This is a genomic window from Ruegeria hyattellae (assembly GCF_041537925.1).
Taxonomy (GTDB): domain Bacteria; phylum Pseudomonadota; class Alphaproteobacteria; order Rhodobacterales; family Rhodobacteraceae; genus Ruegeria_C.
The window spans coordinates 25,887-48,003 of record NZ_JBGOSH010000018.1 but is presented as its reverse complement, the minus strand read 5'-3'; the positions used below and the strand labels follow the sequence as shown (position 1 = coordinate 48,003).

Genomic DNA, 22,117 nt, shown 5'->3' with positions numbered 1-22,117 from the left:
GCCTCGGGTTTGACATTGTATCTGCGTCGGGTACCTCACGACGCCCAACTTTCGCAGCCGCTGCGGTCGCAAGCTATCAGCTCGTGGCCAGCTTTGCGTAACCATCTCTGGTTTGAGGTGTTTTGATATTCAACAAAGCACCAGCAACCTGAGTTTTCAGGATCTGAGCGGTTCCACCACCGATGGTGAACATGCGCACGTCGCGATACATACGCTCGATCGGCTCCTGTGCGCCATACCCGCGCGCACCAAATATCTGTAGGGCATCATTGACGACTTTGATCGCCTGTTCAGCCGCAAAGGCCTTTGCCCGGGCCGCCATCATCATGTCGGGAAATCCAGTCGACCCAAGGGTCCTCGCGGCGTCGAGCAGCATCAGACGCGACGCATGGACCGCCGTGTCCATATCTGCAAACATCCATTGAAGACCCTGGAACTCCTGCAACGGGCGACCGAATTGATGACGCTCGCGCAGGGATCTTTTTGCATGCTCCAGCGCCCCCGCTGCAATCCCCATGGCAACCGTTCCGGCCCCGACGCGCTGGCCATTATAGGCGGTCATCAGGTCCGCAAAGCCGCGCTTGATCCCAGAAGGAGTTATCAGAGCGAAACGCTTATCAACTTCCAGATCGGCAAAGCGAAGTTCCGCTTCAGGCATTCCGCACAGCCCCATGGTCCGTTCGCGGCCAACCACATCGAACCCTTTGGGCGCGATACCGTTTTTGGGATCGTAGTGAACCAGAAAACCGGTGATCCCCAGATCGGATCCGTCTTCATCCAGAACACGCGCAAAAATCAAGTAGAGTTTCGAAACGCCGCCACCAGTGATCCAGTGTTTTGTGCCGTTGATCAGGTATTTTCCGCCAATGCGTCGGGCCGTTGTCTGCATCTCGGTTGCGGCACTGCCGGCGTTGGGCTCTGTTATGCAGATTGCAGGCTTGTCTCCAGACAGGACAAGCGGGGCCACGAAGTCACGTTGTTCATCTGTGCCATAGGCCATGACTGCGCTAATGCCACCCATATTGGCCTCGACGACAATCCGGGCACTCAGCGCACAGACTTTGGCGATTTCTTCGACGGCCAAAACCACATCAAGGTATGAGGCTCCGGGCCCACCGAACCTGGAAGGGATCGTCATGCCCATAAGTCCGGCGTCGGTCAGTTCACGCACGTTCTCCCAGCAATAGGTGCGGGATTCGTCCCAGTGACCGGCGCGTTCCGCAAATCCGGGGGCCAGTTCACGGGCGATTTCCTGATACGTCTTTGTTCCCTGGTCGAGCATTGGGTCATCCTCTCTGCTCACAATTATGTGAGGGTTTACATGTTGCTTTCAATCTAATTTACTTTGTGTTTAGATTAAGTTTAATTGAATTTATGCAGATTTCAGCTTTTGAAACATTGGTTGCGATTGCGCAGCACAGCTCATTCTCCCGAACCGCAGAAGTGCGCAACATGACGCTGTCTGCGGTCAGCATGCAGATGAAATCGCTGGAAGAAGAGCTTGGCGCAACGTTATTCGATCGTCGGTATCGGCCGCCCAAGCTGACGCCACTGGGAGTACGGGTTACTCAGGACGCCAAGACAATAGTCGACGCTTACTCAGTTCTGAAATCAAGATGTGTGCCCACAGATCAACTGACCGGAACTTACCGGATCGGGTTTGTCCCCTCTGCTGCTGCCCGCATCCTGCCCCTGTTTCTCGGAACCGCAGAGCAGCTGGCTCCTAAGGCAAGGTTGAACACGAGCACCGGATTGTCGGAGAATTTGTGCGAACAGGTCCGAAACGGTCAACTGGATGCGGCAATTGTAACTGAAATTGCGGACGCGACAGTTGAACTTTGCTGCGAAACATTGGTTCGCGAAGAAATGGTGGTCGCGGCACCGTTGGACAGCAAGGCGAAAGGATTGGCCGAACTTTCTGCGACCCATCCTTTTTTGCACTTCATCCCATCGTCGGGCATCGGAAAACTGATCGCCCAATACCTCGATCAGATGCAATTGAAGTCGAAGGGAGTGATTACCCTGGACAGTATCGAAGCCATCGTAAACTGCGTAAAAAACGGGATCGGATACGCGCTTTTGCCGAAAACAGACGTATTGCGGTATGGGGCTGATCAGGTTCTTGTCCTGCCTTGCAAGCCGCAGCCGCTGTTTCGCAATATTTCGCTGGTGACACGCGAAGACGCTCTGACTGAAATATGGCGCCCAAAGCTGAAGACACTGCTTGAGGCCAGCATAACCGGTCTGGAAAACGCGGAAATTTAAGCTGCTCAAATCGTTTGGTGTATCGCCAGCAACGCCCGAACAAGAAACATGCAGATGACAAAAGCAAGATGTTTGCCCTAGTCTGAGAGGGTAGTTCATGGCCTGTTCTGGGCATGCGGTATCGACTGTTCTGATTCAAGTGATTTTGGCGGAAAAATGAGGAAGCAGAATTTTCGAGTTTTTCAACACTATCCGGACTAAGTCGCCATTCGATGCCCAGCAGAATTGCCGTTAGTTGAACGACGGAGCTAGCCTTCGAGAGGCTCAATCACGTGGCGCCGACACTCGCTTGTCGAAGCAGGAATCTTTGAATCTTGCCGCTGGGTGTCTTCGGCAGTTCTTTGACGAATTCGATAAGCCGAGGATAGGCGTGTGCAGAAAGGCGTTGTTTGACATAATCCTTCAACTCTGCAGCCAACTCCTCATTACCTTCTGTGCCCTCCGCAAGTACGACTACCGCTTTCACTATTGTCCGTTCCTTGTCCGGAACACCTACGACAGCCGTTTCCGTCACACAGGGATGTTCGATCAGAGCGCTTTCAACGTCAAACGGACCGATGCGATAACCCGAAGAGGTGATAACGTCGTCGTTCCGCCCCACGAAGGTGATACATCCGTGTTCATCCCGCTCAACCGTGTCCCCAGTAAGATAATATCCGTTCTCGATCGATTTGTTGCCCTTATTCAGGTAGCCGCTAAAGAACAAGAGAGGCGAATCCGCGATTTTCACGGCCAATTGACCTGGCTCATTGAGATCGGCAATGCTGCCATCCTCAGCCAAAACCTCGACCCTGTATCCCGGCATAACATAGCCGGCCGATCCCGGGCGAACCGGATGTTCGAGCCCGTGATGGTTATTCACCAGCATACCCGTTTCGGTCTGCCCACAGTGATCTTTGATCGGCGCATTCAGTTCGGTCTCGAACCAGCGAATGACTTCGGGGTTCAGTGGCTCACCTGCGCTGCTGATGCACCGGATCTGATCGCGCAGCTGTGACGCGCGCTCGGTTCCGGCGGCGATGATTAGTCGAAACGCAGTAGGCGCGCCTGCAAAGTTAGTCACATTTAATCTCGAAATCACGTCATATGTACTGTCCACTGTGAATGGCCCTTCGACCAGAGTGGTTGCACGTCCCAATAGGAGCGGGCCGATCAACGCATAGTATAGACCATAGGCTCAGCCCGGATCGGCAATGTTCCAGAAAACATCCTCATGCCGCAGGCCGATCCCTTCGACCATGTAAGATCGAAAGGCAGGCAGTGCCTTTAGGGGCACGGGCACCCCTTTTGCGGGACCTGTAGTTCCAGAGGTCGCCATCATGAACATCAGATCATCGCCGTTCCGCAATACCGGGACGAACTCAGGCGATTGCGAGGCCATTGCCCGGCGGAAATCAATGTCTCCCCCAACAACCCCTTGTCGCGTATCCACTATCATCGCGACAGGCGGACAACCTTCCACTCCGTTGAGCTTTTTGCGGTTCGCGGCGTCGGTCACAACCAGCTTCGCTCCGCTCATGGTCAAACGGTCCTGAATGGCCTTGGGCCCAAAGGCTGTAAACAAGGGCTGATAGGCCGCGCCAGCTCGGAGGGCGCCGAGAACAACTGTCACGAGATCCGGGGTGCGCGGCAACAGACCCGCCACGATGTCGCCGGGTTGGATGCCTTGTTTCTTCAGCAAGTTGGCGAACCGCGCAGCCTCATCGCGCAACTCTATAAAGTCGCGGGTCTCATGGTGCCCGTCCAATGCAATCCAGTTCAAAGCCAGGGGATTGCCCTGCAAATGGGCATCACAACATTCTACGCATGCATTGATCCCGTCGCTGAAATTGCCGAAAAAGACAGACTTTGCGAGGTCCAGGTCAAAGTTCTCCACCGTTTTGGAGTATTCGGGGGAAGTCCCAGAGTCAGAACTCGATTCCATCAAAACGTATTCCTCCAAATGCAGCCCTAAATTACCTTGCACTCAAATCGGTCGAATTTCCACGTTGGAGATTACGCGAACATCTGCTCGCCACTAGTGGTCCATTGGTCCCGGATCAAAGCTCGGTTTGGGTTTGCAGCCGCCATCGGGTGTTGCGCGGCATCTGCACAATTTCGGCTTCAGTTGGCGACACCAGCGGCCCATTTCCGACATTGACCATGGCTACAGGTTGCCGCAGTGCGGCCCGTTGAACCAGCCATTCGTGAATGGGTCAGCATTTACAAGGGACGAAAAATAGTTGCGCGGGGCTTTGAATCCCTATGTAACAGCCGTTGAAAAGGAGAAGAGCGTCCAGAATTGCTTTCGTGCCTGCATCGCTGAATATTCAAAGATTCCCCGACTGCAGGTATTCGAAAAAGCCGACTTCGGCAGCTTCCAAATCGACCGTACGCTGCAACCTGCGTCAACCTTCGGTTCGCGGTACAAAACGGCAATGTGCCACATTTTATCGTTCAAACCGCGTTTAGCTACCAGACAGAAAGTGCTTTGCAGGAATCTTGGCATAAGCCTCATCATAGAAAAAGTTCAACCAAACGGAATGACCGTCGGAGTAGATATCAGATACGCCGTGGGTATTTGACCCTGCATCGAGTGAATGTACTCCGCCTTCAGTGTCCAACTTCATCAGCTTGAATGCCTGGTGGTTTTGATGCCCGCGGTAACCGCCGACAACCACCGTTCCACCTACCACCTCAATGGATTCAAGATTTCCAAATCCGCCCGCCAGCTTTTCTGACAGGCCGGCTTCATCTAAACCCGAGATACGATAAACAGCGCTATCCCAAGCGTCATCAGCACCCCATGACACCGCATAGATTTGGTCGTCGGTAATCTCGAATCTGGCAAGACCATTGATCTGGACATCATCCAGAGCCGGTTGAATATCACCGGTGTTTGCCGACACAGTGACAAATCCTCCACGCCCAAAATCGCTGACAAGCAATGTAGCATTGTTCAGCACTTCGATATCGTAGAAGAAGACACCTTCTTCGTCGTGGCTCTTGCGCCAATTGACCTCGCCTTCATGGGAAAGAGAGATGACTTGATTGCCATCCACAAGGACGATTTGATCGCCTAGTTCAACCAACCCAGTGGGATTGCGGAGACCTTCGCCATCGGAAAGAGTGATGCTCACATGTGCACCGCTCGGTCCGAGTTTATATAATCCGCCATTGGTTTCTTGGGACCCAAATTCTTCACCAGGTCCGCCAGGGCCAATATAAATCGCGTAGACGTCTGCCCCCAAAGGCAGGATTGCTTCGGTGAAGGACGGCAGGCCACTGACCAGGATCTCTTCCGCGGCAACAGGTTGAACAATCGTCAAAGTTATCAAGGCGCTCAAGCATTTTATCATTGTCAAAACTTTCTCTGATACTATCTGCCATCCAGGCCAAGGGGGGTGGCCCATTTCGGTTGATCACGAACCAGAACTTGTGGATGGCTCGTGATCACCGCCTATCGGGGCAGCGTTAAAGGTTGATCTGCTCACCTCGGAAATACGGACCAAGAGTCGCAACGACACGGTCGATGGTCAGCGGGTCCTCATAGAATTGAAGCTGATTGGCACCATCGACCCAGTGAAGTGTTTTTTGTGCCGAAGGGATCTGTTGATAGATTCGCTTCGGAATATCCGGGCCGCTGGCGGCTTTGTCACCGTGAACCATGAGAACCGGCAATGTGAGGCGCGATGCCGCGTCGCTGATCTGCCAGCCCCAAATTCCCGCTTCGCTCATTGCTGTAATCCGGTTTTCCCAACCACCGCGATGGAGAAACCACGGCGCTTCGTTGTCCCATGGCAGATACCACTCGGCGACGGCCGTGGCTGTCAACAGGGCTTCGGGGGAACCGACTATTGGAATATAGTCCACCGTACCGGTCTCGGAGAACTTCGCGGCCGCCGCTGCTGACCGGTTCATGCGTGCCTCGACCGACGTCGCATCGCCGAGATACATGATCGCGGTATCGGGGGTCAGGTAGTGACCGGCAACAATTCCAAGCGACGCGACCCGCTCGTCCTGTGCCGCAGCTTCAATCGCCCAATTCACGCCCTGACAAATACCAAGGAGATGGAGTTGGCTTTGGTCAATCCCATCCTGATCACTAACGAAATCGACCGCAGCGCGAAGGTCTTCGATCTTTGCCTCACCGGATTCAAACCGGCGCGGCTCGCCGGAACTGGCGCCATGATTGCGCGGATCAAAGATCAAAACCGCAAGGCCCTGTTGCACCAGCCTTGTGGCGTATTGAATTGGTGATTGCTCTTTTACAAATGCCACGGGTCCCATGATCGTCACCCCAGGATGCGAACCCTCGCCTGCAGGCAGGAAGAGTTTACCTGCAAGCGTCTCTGGGCCACTGGGGAATGTCACATCGCGTATCTCGTACATGCCAGACGCACTCGTTTGTGCTGTGGCGTACTTAGGTATGGTTGCTGGTATTGCTGCTGCGGCACCCCAGAGTACAATCTGCCCAGCTAAATTTCGGCGGGTTGTGTGCATATTTTCTTCTCCCTCAATCTCAGGGGATTACGTGCATTGTTGAGGCTGGAATTCATCGTTTGTTCTATCAGCCTCGGTGCTGACGACTTGGTACCTCAAGATTTCTTGGCGCCCTTGACCTTCGTCTTTCCGGCACCGATACCCTGGTTTTCGCTCGCGTCGACGACGCCGTCACCGTTCGTGTCTGCGCCATCGAAAATAATTCTGTGACGATCTATAAACTCCTGGGTCCGATCAATTCCCGCAGGGTGATACTCAAGCATTTCTTCAAACGTCACGACTCCGTCTTGGTTCAGGTCGTGCGTTTCGGTCGATACATCGGCATGGGCTACGGCGGCCGCAAAAACGACGCCTCCGGCTGTGAAAGCCAACTGGACAAATCTCATGGGGGTTCCTCATTGTGTTCAATTTCGATGAGATCTAAATGTACGCAGCTTGACATAATCAAAATGACGCAAATAGCATGCTGGTCATGCAAAAACAGAATGTTGATTTAGCTTCGATGGATTTTCGCGTTTTGCGATTTCTTCGAATCCTGTTGCAGACTGGCAGCGTAACCCGAACGGCTGAACTGCTTGAGATCAGTCAACCCGCGGCAAGTCGCATTCTTGCACGCATTCGGGATCTGACTGCCGACCCATTGTTAATCCGAACTCAGGCAGGGTATCAGTTGACGGATCACGCCCTGTCGCTTCAGGAACCGGTGCTTGAGGCGATCCACGCAGTCGAAGCGGTATTTCTGCCACCTCGGTTTGACCCTGCCCATTCAAGTCGGCGTTTTAGGATTGCTGGTACCGACTATGCTGCGGCCTGCATCGTTGGGCCGCTTGTCGATCGGCTGGCGACGATCGCGCCACATGTTAGAGTGGATGTAACACCGTTGGTACCAGGCAGTTTTTCGACAATTCAGGACGGCGAAATTGATTTTGTCTTTTACGCCGGGCTCAAAGTGAAGGGTGATCTGATTGTCAAAAAACTTTTTACCGACAGCTACGTCCTTCTCATACGTGAGGGTCATCCATTGCATGAGCTTGCTGCGCAGAAGGGTTTTCTGGAGCCACCAGATATCACACCGTACCGACAGATTGAATTCAGCTACCCAACAGTTGATCGGTTGCGCGCGGATACTGTCATGCGCGCGACCAGCAATGGTGACCCGGCAATGTTGTCTGTACCTTTCTTCACCTCCATGCCCTTCCACGTCGCAAACAGTGACGCCGTTGCAGCCGCTCCATCACGTTTGGGTGCTCAACTCTCCTCATTCTCCGGCATCGTGTCGGTGCCCTTCAGGTCAGGGGCGGAGTTTCCCTACTACCTGCTCTGGCATGAGCGGGGGCAATTCAATCCAGCAATTCGTTGGTTTGTAGAGGAGGTCGAACAGACCGTCACGCAGCAGACTACGTCCTTCGGAAGAGCTTCGGAGACGGTCGAGTAATCAACAAAGGCGCATCGTTCATGCCGTCTCGCAGAGGCTTTTCTATGCGAGGACCGGCCCATTCCTGCCGTTGGCCAATGGGTCAATATGCTGCGGCCGCAGCCCGCATTGCCGACATTCGCCGCATGTGCAAAATCTGAAGCCGCTCGAACTTACACAACCCGGACAAAGTGAGCATTCGCTGCGTTTGCTCCAATGGCTGTTTTGGAGGAAAGTACTCTGACTACTCCGCGACGACAGCAATGGGCGGTCGCCCGTCGGCCTCGACTTCGTTGAACACAAACTCTCGAAACGCAGCAATCAATGGGTCAGACGCGCGGCTGCGTTGGCATACAAATGAGTATATGACGAAAGGCAAGGTGACCGCCTCGAACAGGCGAACGAGGCGACCTGACGCGACTGTCTCACGAACCATGATGTCATAGGCAAGCGAGACTCCGAGACCTTGTTCGACGCCTGATGTTGCAAGCTCACAGTTTGGAAACTCCGGCCCACATGGAATGTTCGGTGGTTCCACCCCAGCCGCGGCAAACCATTCCGCCCATTGGTCCATGGTTTCGTCGTGCATCAATGTGACATTGGCCAAGTCTGCCGGTGTCTTGATCCTGTGCTCACTTACGAAGCTTGGAGCTGCAACCGGATATCTACCAGACTGCATCAAAGGCAAAACTTCGGCACCCGCAACGGGGTCGTCGGCCCAACCGATCACGACATCGGCATCATTCGCCTGAAAGTCTGTCGATGGAGCGCCTACAGAGACGCGAAGCCGAATTGCCGATGGTTCCGAAAACCGGTCGAGTCGCGGCACAAGCCAACGTGCTGCAAAACCGGGCGTGCAAAGAACTCGAAGAGATTGGTTTGCGGTATCAGCGGCGTCCAAGGTGCTTACCTCGAAGACGTCGAGAAGCGACGTCATTTTCCCCGCATAGGCAGTCCCTGTCAGGGTTAGCTGCATCATATTGTCGCAACGCTCGAACAGCTTGGTGTCGAGATATTCCTCCAAGGATCGGACCTGATGGCTGATCGCAGAGGGTGAAAGGCAAAGCTCGTCAGCGGCCTTTGTGTACGACAAGTGCCGGGCTGCCGCTTCAAAAGCACGAACTGCGGCAAAAGGTGGAAGCTTTCGTCCCAAAGGTTGTGAATTCCTTTCATGCCAACATGAAAAATCGTCTTTTGCGCGATCCTTGTGTCGAGCCTAGCATATTTTCAAAGAGTTTCAAAAAACGACTATGGAGAGCGTTATGCTTGGCCCTGCTCCCGCCGGCCTTTGGTTGGTGGCACAGATGATGTTTTCTGGTTCTGCCTGGGCCGACGCAATCGTGCGTCTCGATCCGGAACCGGAATGGCGAAACACGGACAGCATCACAGAATTGGTAGAGGTGCTCGACACATGGCTCGATCAAAACACGGCCTTCCAACGCCCGGAGACAAGCCCGACGATAGAATTCATTAGCGCGTCTTACGCGGTATCCGTTCAAGGCTCGTCGGCGTCCAGTTTTGTGCAAACGCGGGGGCTCTTTGACCCAGAATCGTCAACGATCTATCTGATACTGCCCTGGGACCGAAAAAATTCACACGACGCAAGCGTTCTCCTTCACGAACTCGTACATGCCCGACAGGTTGCCTGGCACTACTATTGTCCCGGTGCTCAGGAAGAGGCGGCCTATCGCCTTCAGGATAATTGGCTTCGCGAACGTGGCCTGCATGCAAAGGTCAACTGGATCGCGGTCGTATTAGAATCTGGGTGCAATCGACGCGACTTTCATCCTGACTGATTTTGGTGAGTTTTGTGTCGCCACTGGGAAAGCCGAAACTCGCAGGCAGCGCAGCACTTCGCAAATTGGGCTCGAACCGGCCCAATGCATCTGCGGCGTTTCCCAAAGAACAAACAACCGGACAACGGCTATTCAAACCGCCGGTAAAATTTAGGCGTCAGCGCGGTGCTGATGTCTAGGCTTGGCGGGAGGGTTGGAGGGCAGACCATGCCAAGAGTCCAACTTCCCGTTGTTACCCCGAAACGTTGAGCCTGGAACAGGGGCCGGATCATAGGCCAGAAACGGCCACTGTTGCCGAAGCAGGTCTGGGCAATCCGCGCGCGGCTCGAACTAGCGGACAATCTGCGCGATCTTGCGCTGTCTAACGTGGCAATTGATAGCAAACTTCGCGGATGCGATCTGGTGAAACTGTCCGTCACAGACCTGGTGAGGGATGATCTCGCCCGCGAAAGGGTGTCCGTGATCCAGAGCAAAACCAAGCGGCTCGTTCAGTTCGAACTCTCTGAAAACACGCGGGGTTCCATTGCTGCATGGATCAAATCACCGGAAATGATCGGCTGCCGTTTCATGCTTCCCAGTCGGTTTCATGACCGCCCGCATATCTCAACGCGCCAATATGGCCGACTGGTGCGGGATTGTGTTGCCTCTATCGGGCTGGAACCCAGTGGATACGGCACCCACTCCCTGCGCCGGACTAAAGCCGCGGAGATATATCGGAAAACCGGTAATCTCAAATCGGTTCAACTTCTGCTCGGACACACAAAGGTTGACAGTACCGTCAGGTACCTTGGCGTCGAACTTGAAGATGCGCTGAGCATTGCCGAGCAAATCGACATCTGAACCACGTTGGCGGGCGGCGCTTGCCGTTCGCCAGCCCGGACCGGACCCACATTCGTGCCGCAGTAGCGGTTCGGATGAGACCAAAGCGGACAAGTGATTTCCTCACCGGGTAGTGAGTCGAGTGGGTAGATTTACCGGCTCTATTGAGGAGTTGGTTGGATTCGCAGAAGTTCTAACCGCGTTAAGGCACGAACATCTGAAAGAGGACTCACTCCGCGGGCATTCCGGCGATTTCCATATGTTTCAGCCATTTCTCGACCGATGACGGGTTGGGCCAGGTGACTTCGGATTTCGCGCGTTCATCCTTGAGATTTGCGTTCGGGTTTTCGTCAAGAAAGACCTTGAGTGAAGCGGAGGCCTCTTCCTTGTTCCCGAGACATGCGTGGGTTGCTGCATGCATCCGCCGTGCGGCGTTGGGGATCTTGGACATGCGGCCAAACGCGTCCAGTGCTTCTTCGCATCGGTCCAGTTCCCACAGTGCCCAGGCGCGTTGCCAGTGGAACCAACTGGTATGTTTTGGATCAAGCTCCAAAGCACTGTCGATGATGGCAAGCGCGTCCTCAAATTGACCCATGTACAGGCGGGGAGAAGAGCTGCCGACAAGCATGTTAGCTGCAGAAGGATTAACCGCGATGCCCTGATCATAAGTATTGATCGCCGCTTTGTGATCGCCATATTCAGCTTCGACCCGCGCACGCAACCAATAGGCTATATAGTTCTGAGGTGCGATTTCCACAGCCATATCCGCGTATTTCTTAGCTTCGGCCAGGTGGACGGGTTTTTCTTCAGGTGTCGAGTAGAAGACTGCCATGTGGCGATGGCCCCAACCCATGGTGAGATAACCCCAGACTGAATCGGGATCGACCTCCAAGGCCATGCGCCCCAGCTCAAGCCGCTTTTCGACCTGTTCGCGGCTGTCGGGGTTGCCGATGGATTGGCGGAAATAGTTGTAAGCTGTGACCTGGGCAAGATCGCTCTCGGGCAGCGGCCTGAAGACCACTATGTCATTCACGATCGCCGCGACCGCGCGCACGATCTCCTCCTGAACGACGAAGAAATCCTCAAGTCCACGGTCGAACCTTTCGGCCCAGACGTGGTCCCCGGACCGCGTGTCGATAAGTTGGACTGTGACTTTGAGGCGATTTCCGGATTTTTGCTGACTGCCTTCAAGGACATAGTGAACACGTAGCTCGTCGCGGATGGTATCTATGTCGGCGGCGGTATCACGGTAGGAAAAGGACGATGTGCGGGCAATAACGCCCATGGCCGGGAACCGTGCCAGCTCGGTAATGAGCCCTTCGGCAACAGCGTCGGACAAATAGCCTTTGTCGTCGCCAGTCGAGAAATCGTCAAAGGCCAAAACTGCGATGCGGGGTTTTTCAGGCAGTATCGGCGTCTCTGTCGTAGGCCAAACCAACCACAGGGCTGCCGCTATCATCGCCAGGCAGCCCGCGACAAGCGGCAGGGCGCCGAGGCGCACGCGCGGTGTCGGTGCGTATATTGCGAGTCGGTAACCGATTTTGGGCAGGGTTTGGATCAGCGTCTTGTCGTCGTCACCCAGCGCACGCCGGATGTCGGCGATACATTGGACAAGGCTGTCGTCGGTAACATGGGCATCGGGCCAGACTCTTTCAAAGAGCTTTTCCTTGGTAACCGGTGTGCCTTCATTCTCGACAAGAGCAGCGAGGACCTCCATCGATTGCGCTCTGAGCGTCAGGGGGGCGCCGTCGGTGGCGAAAAGCGTTTTGGTCGACGCATCGAAACGCCTGCCGTTCAGAAAAATCGCTTGATCTGATTTCGCCGAAATATCGTGAGAGTTTCGGGACTTTTCATCAGTAATTTCGGTCAATTTAATCATGATTATACATTGTCCGAGGTGCTGGTATGTCAACACCCATAATTCATTTTAATGCCATTCCTGCAAATTTCAAAGCCGCCCTCGTGGGTGCAGTGATTTGGGCCTGGATCGCGCCGCCCGGGGTTGCCGGGGATTGGATTCCACCGAAATGTTGTCCGGAGACCGACTGTTCGGAGAACAGACTCAAAGTGACAGAAGAGAGGGGCGGCTTTCGGGTCGAAGGGGTTGCTGAACTCGTGGCTTACGGTGACCCGCGGTTGCAACCGTCAATGGACGGGAAAATCCATGCTTGCGTGCGATCTGAAGCACGGCCCTGGATGAGCGAAACTGAGGCCGCCATCAAGGGGGTGCGGCGCGAGGTGAAGTGCTTGTTTGTGCCGTTTACTGGTTAGACGCGTTCGGGCTTGTAAGATACGACACAATTGACCTGATCGAAGGTCCGCTTGGTCCGCGATCTGTGAGTTCGCATGGCGAACGATCTTGCGAGCGCAGCGAAAGACCGGTTCGGTGAAGTTGCAGTGCGGCAGCGGCACTTACGATGAATGTCTCTTATGGGCCGATCTATGTGTCTCTGATCGCAAACACAATTGTCGTGGCGACGCCGATGCAAACAACGATTGCGCACACTGCGCTTGCCGACAGGCGCCGCGCGACGATGGCACCGCTATCGCCGCCAATGGTTGCGGCAGCCATCATCAATAAGGCCTGAGGCCAATAGACGATACCTGCCAATGCAAACGTTACGACTGACACGCCGGAAATTACGAAGGACATGCCATTCTTGAGCCCGTTCATCAGGTTGATGTCGCGCATCCCCAATGCGGAAAACAAGGCAAGCAGGACGATACGCAGACCTCCGTTGAAGTAACCTCCATAAACGCAAACCAACAAAGTCGCAAAATTTCCTGTGAAGCCTTCGGCTTTGACATTTCGCTCTGACCACGCCGAAATTCGATTGCCAAGAGCAAATACAAGGGTTGCAAATCCCAGAAGCCACGGAATAAAGGCGGAAAAGACGCTCGCAGGTGTCACCAGCAGCAACAGAGATCCCAAAACACCCCCCCAACAGCGACAAGGCCAGAAGTATAATCAGTTGGCGGAACGGAATTTCCCGCAGCTCTTTCAAAACCCCCAGTGCACCGCTGAGATAGCCAGGAAAAACCGCCACCGCACTTGTTGCATTGGCGGCAATGGTGGGAACTCCCGTGAACACCAACGCAGGGAAGGTCAGGAGAGCGTCACAGTTCCGCATCAATCGGCATGCCAGTCTACAACGCTGGGGAGGCGCTCGGAAAGCTCCAGCGGTCGGTGTTTCTTTGTGACTATTTTGGAAGGCCTGCGTTCCGGCAAGAAATACAGCGTCTCCTAAGCCAAATCGAATCCATGCCCGTGCTCCAACGCGTAATCCACAACGGCCCAATCTCCCCGCGACGCGGACGAACCCGTGAGCAGATGACCGCAATCTCAAGCGCACTAACTCTGCTCACAAATGTCGCCATGCCTGGAATGAGCATCGATACGACCAAGCCATCAGACGCTCTGACTGGGATCGCTCCCAGGACCACATGCGCCACATCGCCCCAATTGCTCACGCGCACATCAACCTTAAAGGCACCATCACCTTTGATCTTGAGCGGCGCAGAAACCCAGGTAAAAATGGCGCAATCAACACTCAAGGAGCTGTAAATCACATGCGATGAGGACCTGTGAGGACCATACTGAACAAAAACAGGGGCTTAGCTAGTGGCACGCAAATAAAACCATTCAATAACAAAAGCTTGCTTATGCAACATACGGCAGCTTCGTTACGATAACCCTCACCCGCTGCCAGAACGGCACACGCGCGAATGTCTGATATGGTCGGAAGTTGTCAGGTCGGTCCGTATATGAAAACCAAGGCGCGGGTCTCGGCGGTGATCGGTGGGTGAGGGTGACCGCTTTTCGAAAATTGGTAGGCGCCCGCCCCGAATACTTGGGAACGGATCCTAAGCGTTCCCTCCAGCACGGCACAGTGCTCATCCACAGGATGCTCGTGCGCAGGCAGTTGGCTGCCTGCGGCAAGTTCCAGAAAGTAACTCGCACATCCGGTGTCGGGATCTATGTGCACGATCTTGCGGCGCAGCCCGTCGCCCAGGGTTTCCCAAACGCCGTCGCCAGGGTGGACGGTGCGTATCCCGGGGGCGACAGCAACCTGTTGGGCAATTGACTCCCATAACGACGCGGGCGGTGGCGGGGCCTCGTCGGTTTCAAACGCCAAGAAGCGATCTGCCCAAGCCAGAATTTCGGACTCGGTAGGTGCGTCCTGCGCGTTGTCGGCATCATCCAGTCCCAGATATCGCAACGCAGCGTCTGAGCTCTGCGCGCCATTGGATTTTGTTTCACGATCACTCATCTGGTCAGACATTCCTTCAACGCAATCAAGCCCCGCCGAAGCTGGCTTTTTAATGTCCCTAGCGGCAGATCCAGACTCTGGCTCAACTCGCTGTGGGTCATACCATAGAGATAAGCAAGGCGGATCGCCAAACGAACATGCGGTGCGAGTTCGCCCAGGCATTGTTCTAAGGCCAGCCTCTCTTCGGAACCAACAGTCTGCGACGGGAGCGTGTCGTCGGGCAACGTCGCGATTTCGCGGTGCAACCAAGGGCTCGCCCGCAACCTGTCTATGGCACGCCGCCGGACAATCGTACAGATCCAGCCCATGGCTGATCCATCGTCGGGGAGGAAACGTTCAGCGCTGTGCCAGATCGAGACAAACGCGTCATGCACCGCTTCCTCGGCTAGGTCGTCACGACACAACACGCGTCTGGCAATAGCGAGCTGAAGCCTGGCTGTCCGGTCGTAGAGCGCCTTGAAGGCTGCCATGTCCCCAGTGGATGTCTGGCTGAGAAGATCTTCAAGCGATGGCTCTTCGCGGTGCACAAGCTGGCCCATTCCGGTCTCCGGTCGCTACGTCTATGGTACGCAAAAACCGGCAACTTGACTAGATCAATGGCAGCACCCCGACACGCGGCCGGGATGCTGCAATTCCGCTAAGCTTACGGCTTTTCGCAACGGAATAGGAACCTACGCGCGGTACGGAACGGATTTGCCGCATCACCAATCAGCGTAGCACGTTCACTCGTAATGCCCAAGATCCGAGCACGGCAGTTGGGACTGCAGCGCCTCTGGGCTTCAAGCATGGCGTTCGCAATCGCGTTGTTCAGGGCCGCCTGCTCGGTCGTGCCACTGCCGCCAATTATGAAGTCTCTGACACCAAGCGCCGCGCAAGGATCAACCGGCGGAACTGGTGGCACAAGCGGGGCAGGGGGCGGCGTGACTGGGGTCGTGACCGGCCCGGTTGGCGGCGTGCCAGGTTGGGACGTGCCGCCCGTGCCTGGCAGCTTGAGCCCGCCTTGTCCGCGGCGGTCGATCAGGATCAGAACGTTCACAATCGTGATCACCAGAAATTCCGTGTCGCGGCGGCGCAAAAACACGACGACCGTAACCAGAATGATGATGATCTTTATCATAACCGGCGGATGTAGCCCGACATCAGCGCGTGGGATACCAAAAGAGGCAAGGCACTCGATCAACTCGGCCCGTTCTTGCGTGGGGCGAACCTGCAACGCGGCGGGTGTCAATTCCAGCACGCGGAACAGCGAGTCCTCACTTTGTCCGAGGAACCCCATGAACACCGCCATGTCGTCCAGGTCTGGAAGTGAAGTCGCTCCGCTTTCGGCGTCCTGGCAAAATACGTCGACAAGTGTTTCAAGCGTTTCGATCGCGGGTGCCACGCGTTCACCCAGGTCGCTAATATTTGCATCGCTGGGTTTGACCGAGGCGCCAAGCCTGGAGTTCAGGGATTTGACCACGGTGGCAAGCTTGTCGGCCGCCGTCGAAAGGCCGATCTCGCTGTCATCGCTGAACGGCATTAATTTTGTGGCGTTTGCGAACCGTGCGGTTTCCGTGGCAAAGGTCAAAAAGGGTTGTGGTAATTCAGGTCGGGTGATCTTGGACATTTCTAATCTCCTAGCAATAATACGAAGCCTCGATTGAGTGCTTCACCCCATAAATCGGGCGCCGAAACAAAACAGATGCATTGCGCGTGAAAAATACTTTGCCGACTTGCAAGGCCAAGATCGGTCAGAAGATTGATATCGGTGGACCTTGTTGCACGGATCGTCTTCCCGGATTAGCTCTTGCACTTTCCTTTCTGTGAGATGTCGTGGATGCCATACAAATTCAATGATGCCCGTCGCGACAAGTTTCCCAAGGCAAAGTACCGGGTAACGAACTGTTCGGAATACAACGAAAGCCTCCGGCAGCGGGGCGATGTGAAGATCTGGGTTTCTGATGAGCGGATGCAGAACTGGAGGTCACCACGTCGCAAGACACGCGGTGGCCAGGCGCGTTACTCTGATCTGGCAATCGAGATTTGCCTCACCCTGAGGGTCGTGTTTCGACTTCCGCTCTGGCAAGCACAGGGTTTCATGCGGTCGATTGCCAGGTTGATGGGTATGGATCTTGCGGTGTCGGATTTCTCGACCCCGTCGCGACGCGGCAAAGGGCTGAGGATCACGCAAAGTCGGCGAACTGCAGGTCAGCCAATCACCCTCATTGTGGACTGCACGGGTCTGAAAGTGCGTGGCGACGACGGCTGGCATGAAGAAAAGCACGGCGTCAGGAAGGCCCGCAAGACATGGCGCAAGCTCCATATCCCCCTTGATCCGGAAACCGGCGATATCGCCGCTTCCGAGCTGGCCACTGAGCATGTGGGCGATGAAACGGCGCTGCCAGATTTGATGACTGTTGTTGATGCCGGCGTGAGCCTGTTTCTGGCGGATGGTGCGTATGACGGCCAGGGCGTGGTAGACTGTCTGGTGGAGAGGTTTGGGCCTGAAATGGAGATCGTTATCCCACCTCCGAAGAGCGCTGTCCATGGCGAGAATGCACAGCGCAATCAGCACATTGATGCCATCGCCAAACATGACACATTGATTTCATTGCCGGTTGAATATTCAATCAAATCACGGTGGCCTGTAGATATTCAGCAATAAAGGGATACACTGTGGTTGAGTGCAGGTTTGCGACAAAACCAACTCGCTAGCCTGTGCCAGTTAAGTTTACGGTGCCAATGCCGACGATTCTTCGGGTAGCAGAAGCTGGTGTCGGCCATGCGGTTTTAGATTAATCGGGGGCGCCCACTTTATCAGAACCTCCGTCGCTGCCCCTGGCCTAGTAGATTGCCACAACGTATCTTACGATCCGGTTGTTGTCGCTGTCTGCGAAGAAGTATTCTGCGCCACGGATCGCGACCCCTTCGGGATCATCAAAAAGGTTTGGGCCTTTGCCTGGCAAGCCCGTTCCGATCACGCCTAAGGCTTCGCCGCCAAGGGGTTCGATCTTCGCGATGCGATGCGCATCCTGATCCGCGACGACGAGAAGTCCGTCAGTGCCCACATCCATGTAGCGCGGGCCGACGAACCCGTACTTGGGACCACGCAGCGTGCGAATTTGCTTCAGCTCCGGTGTGAATTAAACCAGACTTTTCTAAAATTTGTCCGCAACCGACTGTGTTGCATGGATCAGGATTAAGGTGGATTTACCCTTTACCTCAAAACTTCTTGCTGCGCATCCGCGATCGGCTCCAGCCGCATGAAGACGGTTATGCCATTTGCGCCTTGCGTCTGGGCAAAGGGCAGCGTGCCAAGTTCGCCAGACTTCGGACCCATGGTGTCTGGAAATATCCAACTCGCTTCGGTCAGTGTCAGCTTGATCCGCCCAAGCGCGTTCCAGTAGCTTTCGAAATCCTTTAGCGTCTGTGGTGCGGGCAGATTGAGCGGAAAAACGTCAGAGACAAACTCGGTCCTTGGCACAGGCAAGAGCTGCATATCGCGGCGCTTAGGCTCTGCCAGTGCAGACCAGAGTGGTCCATTGGGGTCCAACGGGCCGATCTGTGCGCCCGGATTGGCCAGATCGAGCACTCCCTGTTGGAGCGGTAGGAGTGTCCAGGGCTGGCCTATACTCAGACGGATCGGGCCAGCGGCGTGATTGGACGGCATTTCGAGTGTCGTCGACTGATTACGCTTACCCCGGGCTGCGTTCTCTACCCACCCCGGCTGCCATCGCTCTATCACAGCGACGATTTCGGCAAGCTGCGACCGACCGGGGTTGATTTCTTCAAGCCCTCCCGCAGTCACGAGGATATAGGGTCCCACGCACGCTACGAGCAGCGAGAAATGGATCACCCTCAAATGCAGGACGACGGCCTTGGGGTCGATAACCGGGTCTTTCCTCGCCGCGCTAGTTTCTCCGTGCTCAAGCACTATATTTCCGGTCTACAGGCTGACAATTTCCGGGGATAGCACCGCAAGCTAATTCGCGATCTTTCACGCTACGGCTCCGAAGCGGACACGCAGGAGGTTAAGCCAAGTAGAGTGGCGGTTGTTGCTATGGCCAACAAATCCGCCCGCATGATCGGGGCTGTACTGACCCGGAATGAACCCTACAAAGTGAGAACCGTCTAAACACAGGAACCTACAACAGGAGTTTGCAAGACCAATGACGTGATGGAACTTTGTCAGCCCAAAAACCAAGACGCCCCACGCTTTGTCCAGAACGCTTGCTGTTCGATGTGCGGAATGGGACTTGGTTGGTGGAAACTATCAGGGCCAGCGGCCATGTGCGTCGCGCCAATAGGCCGAACACAAGACTGCTTCTGACAAAACCAATCACCGAAAAAGGGCTTGCAAAAAGGGAGCCATCCACACAGGGCAAAGCGGCCATTTGCTTCGAGAAAGCCAGTGACCGCATTACTCGTCAATGCACGAAGTGTAACTTTGAGAAATCCTTGCGCCAGGATGAGACTTCCCCTGCAATTGTCTCGCCGCTTAGGCCGCGCCTGATCAGCTGCGCCAAACGGTCTGCATCGCGGGATGTGAGGCCCCAGCGAACCAATTCAGGGGTGCCAATCCGTAAGCCATTCATGTCCCCGTCAACCGCAGAAACGGGCAGGCCAATGCCACACGCCAGGAACCCCTTCTTACGTAGCAGAATCGACGCTGTTTGACCGCCGCCGAAGGGCTCAGCCAGAACGGCGAACTGGTGGGAGTTGGTGAACCCATTCGCGCCGGCAAAGACAGGAACCCCCTGCGCATCCAGCGCCGCTGCCAATGCTTGCGACATAGCGATCATTTCCTTTGCATAGGCTTGGCCAAAACCCTTCCAATCCAGCATGGTGACGGCCAAAGCAGCCGTTTTTGCTGCATCGAAATTTGCTGTCATACCGGGGAACGCAATGGCATCAAGGGCCTGAGCAATCTCGGCATCGTTCGAAACGATTAACCCTCCCGCCGGGCCGCCGAGGCTTTTGTAAGTGCTCATCGTCATGAAATGTGCGCCCTCGGTCAAAGGATTCGACCACGCTCGGCCTGCAATAATCCCGCATTGATGAGCCGCGTCAAACATGACCTTCGCCCCAACCTCATCGGCAATTGCGCGCACCTCGGCCACCGGGTGTTCGAACAGGTTCAGACTGCCTCCGATGGTTATCAGCTTGGGGCCTTGTGACCACGCTAACGCCCGCAACTGATCTAAATCGACAGTATAGCCATCGGCGTTAACGGGGGCCTCGATGGTTCGCAGACCGTAGAGACCAGCACAACCCGCCAAATGGTGGGTCACATGCCCGCCAATGGAAGCCGGCGGCGCGATGATTGTGTCACCGGTTTTGCAGGTCGCCAAAAACCCGTAGAGATTGGCAATCGCCCCGGATGGGACCCGTACCTCTGCAAATTGGGCGTCAAAGACTTCAGCACAAAGCTGCGCAGCGATAACTTCGATCTCTTCAATCGCTTCCAACCCCATTTCATACTTATCACCGGGGTAGCCCAATGACGGACGTGAACCGATGCCCGATGCCAAGAGCGCTTCGGCTTTTGGATTCATCACATTGGTTGCAGGGTTAAGGTTGAAGCACTCTTCCTCATGGATCAGGCGGTTCTGCTCAGCAAGTTGCTCGATTCGGGCAAGAAGGTTTTCGGACGATGTGGACGCGGCTTTAGACGCGATGTCCTGAACCAGTGTTTCGCTGGTGCCGGGCACCCAGTTTCTTTGTGCAAGGGTCACTTTTTTCCTCCATCTTCGCCCCAATCTTGCAGGCTGGTCAGTGACAGTGCAAAGCAGATTTGCTATTTCTTGCCGTAGAAAAACTAAGGCTATGAAATGAGTGTCGCCCCGAAACGCCCCATAGGACCACCACTGAACGCCATGCGCGCCTTCGAAGCGGCGGCCCGTCACGTCAGCTTTGTCGGGGCTGCGGAAGAGTTGAACGTTACGCCGGGGGCAATTTCCCAGCACATCAAAACGTTAGAGAGCTGGGCGGATACGCTGCTTTTTCGAAGGAATGCCCAAGGGGTTGAGTTGACCCAAGGTGGGCAAGCTCTTTTGGCGGACTTCACCGCGGCGTTCGATGCCCTGTCGAACGCCACCCACACCCTGCGCAACCTCAAACCGAATGCCGATTTTCATATCGCAGCCTTGCCGTCGATTGCTCAGCTTTGGCTGCCCAAACGCCTTCGTAATATCAGAGAGCATTTCCCGCAAATCAACTTCTCGGTCACCGCGATGGAAAACCCGCCAAACCTGTCGCGCGAACTGTTCGATCTGTCGATCTTCTTTGCGATACCGGATGGCTCTGCGAACCAAATCTGCATTTGCCGGGACGAGATTGCCCCCGTCTGCGCGCCCTCGCTACTGAAGCGTATTCAGGTAGATCGGGACTTTGAGGGCATATCATTCCTGCACGACCAGACATGGGCACACGACTGGTCCATGTGGTCAAAGAACTCTGGCGTTCAAATTCGAAACAGCCAAAGCGGCCCGCAGTTTTCGCTTTATAGCCTGGCCGTTGAAGAAGCCAAGGCTGGAGCGGGCGTGCTAATGGGGCACTTGTGTCTGATCGAAGATGCGCTTTCGTCCGGGTCGCTGACCGCTATGCACAGCACATCCTGCAGCACAGATAATTCACTAATTGTCCAAGTGCCTCACGCGTCGCGACGGAGATCTGAAACGGACCAGGTCATGTTGTTGCTCAAAAATTGATTCTAAGCTGTTTCTCTGCCGTTCATAGAACACGCATCATCTGGAAATATGGGCTCGAAGCGGACCTTGGCCATCTGTAGGGTGCTGGCCGGGATCGCCCAGTTTGAGCGCGACCTGCTCAGTGAGCGTGTCAAATCCGGACTTGCCGCCGCCCGCGCCAGGGGTAAGAAATTGGGCCGCCAACCAGGACAGCGTCCAAAGTCCGACAAGCTCGCTCCGAAGGTCATTCAGGCCGTGACAGACGGCCGATCATATCGCTGGATTACCCGGGATCTCGGAATCAACAAGAACACAGTGCTCGAAATCCTGAAAAGGCACCGAAAAACCCCTTATGATACGATTCCGTCATCAGTCGGGTTCGACCGCAAATACGGATCCTGA

At 55.1% G+C, this 22,117-nt stretch carries 22 protein-coding genes and 3 pseudogenes; 9 read left to right on the top strand and 16 right to left on the bottom strand.

Going from position 1 to position 22,117, the window contains the following annotated elements:
• Positions 1 to 76: 76 nt before the first annotated feature.
• On the bottom strand, positions 77 to 1,282 hold the full coding sequence (acdA, locus tag AB1E33_RS26620) for a 3-sulfinopropanoyl-CoA desulfinase (protein WP_372580245.1): 1,206 nt from the start codon (positions 1,280 to 1,282) through the stop codon (positions 77 to 79).
• A 92-nt stretch (positions 1,283 to 1,374) separates the two neighbouring features.
• On the opposite strand from acdA, the gene AB1E33_RS26615 reads away from it, so the two are divergent.
• Positions 1,375 to 2,265, top strand: coding sequence for a LysR family transcriptional regulator (locus AB1E33_RS26615; protein WP_372580244.1), 891 nt, complete (start codon positions 1,375 to 1,377; stop codon positions 2,263 to 2,265).
• A gap of 268 nt (positions 2,266 to 2,533) precedes the next feature.
• Here the strand turns inward: AB1E33_RS26615 and AB1E33_RS26610 are convergent, their stop codons facing one another.
• The 5 genes and pseudogenes from AB1E33_RS26610 to AB1E33_RS26590 form a co-directional block, all read right to left on the bottom strand.
• Entirely contained in the window at positions 2,534 to 2,866 is a 333-nt protein-coding gene (locus AB1E33_RS26610) for an AMP-binding enzyme (protein ID WP_372580280.1), read from the bottom strand.
• 135 nt (positions 2,867 to 3,001) lie between these two features.
• Positions 3,002 to 4,189 (bottom strand): annotated as a pseudogene (locus tag AB1E33_RS26605) (AMP-binding protein); the annotation flags it as partial.
• A 523-nt stretch (positions 4,190 to 4,712) separates the two neighbouring features.
• Entirely contained in the window at positions 4,713 to 5,591 is an 879-nt protein-coding gene (locus AB1E33_RS26600) for a hypothetical protein (protein ID WP_372580243.1), read from the bottom strand.
• 127 nt (positions 5,592 to 5,718) lie between these two features.
• Positions 5,719 to 6,747, bottom strand: coding sequence for an alpha/beta hydrolase (locus AB1E33_RS26595; protein WP_372580242.1), 1,029 nt, complete (start codon positions 6,745 to 6,747; stop codon positions 5,719 to 5,721).
• Between the two features lie 95 nt (positions 6,748 to 6,842).
• Complete coding sequence (locus tag AB1E33_RS26590; RefSeq protein ID WP_372580241.1) at positions 6,843 to 7,133, bottom strand: EF-hand domain-containing protein; 291 nt, start codon at positions 7,131 to 7,133, stop codon at positions 6,843 to 6,845.
• 77 nt (positions 7,134 to 7,210) lie between these two features.
• Between AB1E33_RS26590 and AB1E33_RS26585 the strand changes: the two genes are divergently transcribed.
• A complete protein-coding gene (locus AB1E33_RS26585; RefSeq protein WP_372580240.1) occupies positions 7,211 to 8,182 on the top strand; it encodes a LysR family transcriptional regulator in 972 nt (323 codons plus the stop codon).
• Between the two features lie 223 nt (positions 8,183 to 8,405).
• On the opposite strand, the gene AB1E33_RS26580 is transcribed toward AB1E33_RS26585, so the two are convergent.
• The gene (locus tag AB1E33_RS26580) at positions 8,406 to 9,314 is read right to left on the bottom strand and encodes a LysR substrate-binding domain-containing protein (protein WP_372580239.1); all 909 of its coding nucleotides are present in this window, start codon (positions 9,312 to 9,314) and stop codon (positions 8,406 to 8,408) included.
• Between the two features lie 109 nt (positions 9,315 to 9,423).
• Between AB1E33_RS26580 and AB1E33_RS26575 the strand changes: the two genes are divergently transcribed.
• Together AB1E33_RS26575 and AB1E33_RS26570 are read left to right on the top strand one after the other, a co-directional pair.
• On the top strand, positions 9,424 to 9,957 hold the full coding sequence (locus tag AB1E33_RS26575) for a DUF6647 family protein (protein ID WP_372580238.1): 534 nt from the start codon (positions 9,424 to 9,426) through the stop codon (positions 9,955 to 9,957).
• 267 nt (positions 9,958 to 10,224) lie between these two features.
• Positions 10,225 to 10,797: a tyrosine-type recombinase/integrase gene (locus AB1E33_RS26570; RefSeq protein WP_372580279.1), complete on the top strand. Its 573-nt coding sequence runs from the start codon at positions 10,225 to 10,227 to the stop codon at positions 10,795 to 10,797.
• A 208-nt stretch (positions 10,798 to 11,005) separates the two neighbouring features.
• On the opposite strand, the gene AB1E33_RS26565 is transcribed toward AB1E33_RS26570, so the two are convergent.
• From AB1E33_RS26565 to AB1E33_RS26555, 3 genes and pseudogenes are all read right to left on the bottom strand, one after another.
• Positions 11,006 to 12,655, bottom strand: coding sequence for a winged helix-turn-helix domain-containing tetratricopeptide repeat protein (locus tag AB1E33_RS26565; RefSeq protein WP_372580237.1), 1,650 nt, complete (start codon positions 12,653 to 12,655; stop codon positions 11,006 to 11,008).
• A gap of 561 nt (positions 12,656 to 13,216) precedes the next feature.
• Complete coding sequence (locus AB1E33_RS26560; protein WP_372580278.1) at positions 13,217 to 13,687, bottom strand: sulfite exporter TauE/SafE family protein; 471 nt, start codon at positions 13,685 to 13,687, stop codon at positions 13,217 to 13,219.
• Positions 13,688 to 13,802: 115 nt separating this feature from the next.
• Positions 13,803 to 13,907: pseudogene (locus AB1E33_RS26555) on the bottom strand (hypothetical protein); the annotation flags it as partial.
• A 2-nt stretch (positions 13,908 to 13,909) separates the two neighbouring features.
• On the opposite strand from AB1E33_RS26555, the gene AB1E33_RS26550 reads away from it, so the two are divergent.
• Positions 13,910 to 14,341: a Tn3 family transposase gene (locus tag AB1E33_RS26550; RefSeq protein ID WP_372580277.1), complete on the top strand. Its 432-nt coding sequence runs from the start codon at positions 13,910 to 13,912 to the stop codon at positions 14,339 to 14,341.
• A gap of 184 nt (positions 14,342 to 14,525) precedes the next feature.
• Here AB1E33_RS26550 and AB1E33_RS26545 read toward each other — a convergent pair whose 3' ends face one another.
• The 3 genes from AB1E33_RS26545 to AB1E33_RS26535 all read right to left on the bottom strand — a co-directional run bounded on the left by AB1E33_RS26545 (position 14,526) and on the right by AB1E33_RS26535 (position 16,653).
• Positions 14,526 to 15,047: a cupin domain-containing protein gene (locus AB1E33_RS26545; RefSeq protein WP_372580236.1), complete on the bottom strand. Its 522-nt coding sequence runs from the start codon at positions 15,045 to 15,047 to the stop codon at positions 14,526 to 14,528.
• Positions 15,044 to 15,586 carry a sigma-70 family RNA polymerase sigma factor gene (locus AB1E33_RS26540; RefSeq protein ID WP_372580235.1) on the bottom strand — a complete coding sequence of 181 codons (543 nt, stop codon included), beginning with the start codon at positions 15,584 to 15,586 and terminating at the stop codon, positions 15,044 to 15,046. The genes AB1E33_RS26545 and AB1E33_RS26540 overlap by 4 nt, the downstream gene beginning before the upstream one ends.
• Before the next feature lie 104 nt (positions 15,587 to 15,690).
• On the bottom strand, positions 15,691 to 16,653 hold the full coding sequence (locus AB1E33_RS26535; RefSeq protein ID WP_372580234.1) for a hypothetical protein: 963 nt from the start codon (positions 16,651 to 16,653) through the stop codon (positions 15,691 to 15,693).
• Positions 16,654 to 16,854: 201 nt separating this feature from the next.
• On the opposite strand from AB1E33_RS26535, the gene AB1E33_RS26530 reads away from it, so the two are divergent.
• Positions 16,855 to 17,691, top strand: a complete 837-nt coding sequence (locus tag AB1E33_RS26530; protein ID WP_372580276.1) for an IS5 family transposase — start codon at positions 16,855 to 16,857, stop codon at positions 17,689 to 17,691.
• Positions 17,692 to 17,869: 178 nt separating this feature from the next.
• On the opposite strand, the gene AB1E33_RS26525 is transcribed toward AB1E33_RS26530, so the two are convergent.
• Positions 17,870 to 18,100: an NHL repeat-containing protein gene (locus tag AB1E33_RS26525; protein WP_372580233.1), complete on the bottom strand. Its 231-nt coding sequence runs from the start codon at positions 18,098 to 18,100 to the stop codon at positions 17,870 to 17,872.
• A gap of 143 nt (positions 18,101 to 18,243) precedes the next feature.
• Positions 18,244 to 18,960 (bottom strand): hypothetical protein, encoded by a 717-nt coding sequence (locus tag AB1E33_RS26520; RefSeq protein WP_372580232.1) that lies wholly within the window; start codon positions 18,958 to 18,960, stop codon positions 18,244 to 18,246.
• Positions 18,961 to 19,053: 93 nt separating this feature from the next.
• On the opposite strand from AB1E33_RS26520, the pseudogene AB1E33_RS26515 reads away from it, so the two are divergent.
• A pseudogene (locus AB1E33_RS26515) lies at positions 19,054 to 19,161 on the top strand (IS110 family transposase); the annotation flags it as partial.
• 292 nt (positions 19,162 to 19,453) lie between these two features.
• On the opposite strand, the gene glyA reads toward AB1E33_RS26515, so the two are convergent.
• Entirely contained in the window at positions 19,454 to 20,761 is a 1,308-nt protein-coding gene (gene glyA, locus AB1E33_RS26510) for a serine hydroxymethyltransferase (RefSeq protein ID WP_372580275.1), read from the bottom strand.
• A gap of 96 nt (positions 20,762 to 20,857) precedes the next feature.
• On the opposite strand from glyA, the gene AB1E33_RS26505 reads away from it, so the two are divergent.
• Entirely contained in the window at positions 20,858 to 21,736 is an 879-nt protein-coding gene (locus AB1E33_RS26505) for a LysR family transcriptional regulator (protein WP_372580231.1), read from the top strand.
• Positions 21,737 to 21,817: 81 nt separating this feature from the next.
• On the top strand, positions 21,818 to 22,117 hold the full coding sequence (locus tag AB1E33_RS26500; protein ID WP_445758223.1) for a recombinase family protein: 300 nt from the start codon (positions 21,818 to 21,820) through the stop codon (positions 22,115 to 22,117).

What these genes read in the sequence shown, in the direction of transcription:
- AB1E33_RS26530 (WP_372580276.1), top strand. Translation starts at nt 16,855, where the DNA reads ATGTCGTGGATGCCATACAAATTCAATGATGCCCGTCGCGACAAGTTT.
- AB1E33_RS26565 (WP_372580237.1), bottom strand. Translation starts at nt 12,655, where the DNA reads ATGATTAAATTGACCGAAATTACTGATGAAAAGTCCCGAAACTCTCAC.
- AB1E33_RS26585 (WP_372580240.1), top strand. Translation starts at nt 7,211, where the DNA reads ATGCTGGTCATGCAAAAACAGAATGTTGATTTAGCTTCGATGGATTTT.
- AB1E33_RS26525 (WP_372580233.1), bottom strand. Translation starts at nt 18,100, where the DNA reads ATGGATGTGGGCACTGACGGACTTCTCGTCGTCGCGGATCAGGATGCG.
- AB1E33_RS26590 (WP_372580241.1), bottom strand. Translation starts at nt 7,133, where the DNA reads ATGAGATTTGTCCAGTTGGCTTTCACAGCCGGAGGCGTCGTTTTTGCG.
- AB1E33_RS26615 (WP_372580244.1), top strand. Translation starts at nt 1,375, where the DNA reads ATGCAGATTTCAGCTTTTGAAACATTGGTTGCGATTGCGCAGCACAGC.
- AB1E33_RS26545 (WP_372580236.1), bottom strand. Translation starts at nt 15,047, where the DNA reads ATGAGTGATCGTGAAACAAAATCCAATGGCGCGCAGAGCTCAGACGCT.
- AB1E33_RS26505 (WP_372580231.1), top strand. Translation starts at nt 20,858, where the DNA reads ATGAGTGTCGCCCCGAAACGCCCCATAGGACCACCACTGAACGCCATG.
- AB1E33_RS26540 (WP_372580235.1), bottom strand. Translation starts at nt 15,586, where the DNA reads ATGGGCCAGCTTGTGCACCGCGAAGAGCCATCGCTTGAAGATCTTCTC.
- acdA (WP_372580245.1), bottom strand. Translation starts at nt 1,282, where the DNA reads ATGCTCGACCAGGGAACAAAGACGTATCAGGAAATCGCCCGTGAACTG.
- AB1E33_RS26575 (WP_372580238.1), top strand. Translation starts at nt 9,424, where the DNA reads ATGCTTGGCCCTGCTCCCGCCGGCCTTTGGTTGGTGGCACAGATGATG.
- AB1E33_RS26595 (WP_372580242.1), bottom strand. Translation starts at nt 6,747, where the DNA reads ATGCACACAACCCGCCGAAATTTAGCTGGGCAGATTGTACTCTGGGGT.
- AB1E33_RS26535 (WP_372580234.1), bottom strand. Translation starts at nt 16,653, where the DNA reads ATGTCCAAGATCACCCGACCTGAATTACCACAACCCTTTTTGACCTTT.